Below are 585 nucleotides of genomic sequence, written 5' to 3'. Positions count from 1 at the left end.
ACGGACCCCAGGCCACGGACGTGCCGGGGAGCCCGCGATCACGGCGGTGCTGCACCCACGCGTCCAGGAACGCGTTCCCGGCCGCATACGCGCCCTGACCGCCGCTGCCCCAGGTCGCGGCGATCGAGGAGAACACCACGAACAGATCGAGTGGCAGGTCCCGGGTGAGCTCGTCCAGCAGCACGGTGCCCTTGGTTTTGGGGTTGAGGACGCGGGCTGCGGCATCCGTGGTGGTCCACTCCAGTCCTTCGGGATCCCCGATCCCGGCGGTGTGCACGATGCCGGTCAGCGGCCACTGCTCCGGCACACCGTCGATCACCGAGGCGAGCGCGTCCCGGTCGGTGACGTCGCACGCGGCCACTGTCACCTGCGCGCCGAGGTCGGTCAGCTCTTCGATCAGGCCGTCGGGAGCTGTTCCGCTGCGGCTGGTGAGGACGAGGTGTGGTGCGCCTCGTCCAGCGAGCCAGCGGGCGGTGTGTGTGCCCAGGGCTCCGGTGCCGCCGGTGATCAGGATGGTGCCGGTGGGCTGCCAGCCGGTACCGGTGACGGCTGCGGGCAGTGCGCGGGCCAGGCGGCGGCCGTAGA

1 protein-coding gene is annotated in these 585 nt (G+C 71.8%); it reads right to left on the bottom strand.

Annotated elements, in window-relative coordinates:
• A partial coding sequence (locus G5C65_RS40935; RefSeq protein ID WP_165303665.1) for a beta-ketoacyl reductase occupies positions 1-585 on the bottom strand: 585 nt, incomplete at both ends.

It is taken from the genome of Streptomyces boncukensis (assembly GCF_011045075.1).
GTDB classification, from domain to species: domain Bacteria; phylum Actinomycetota; class Actinomycetes; order Streptomycetales; family Streptomycetaceae; genus Streptomyces; species Streptomyces boncukensis.
This window is presented reverse-complemented; position numbering and strand designations above follow the sequence as displayed.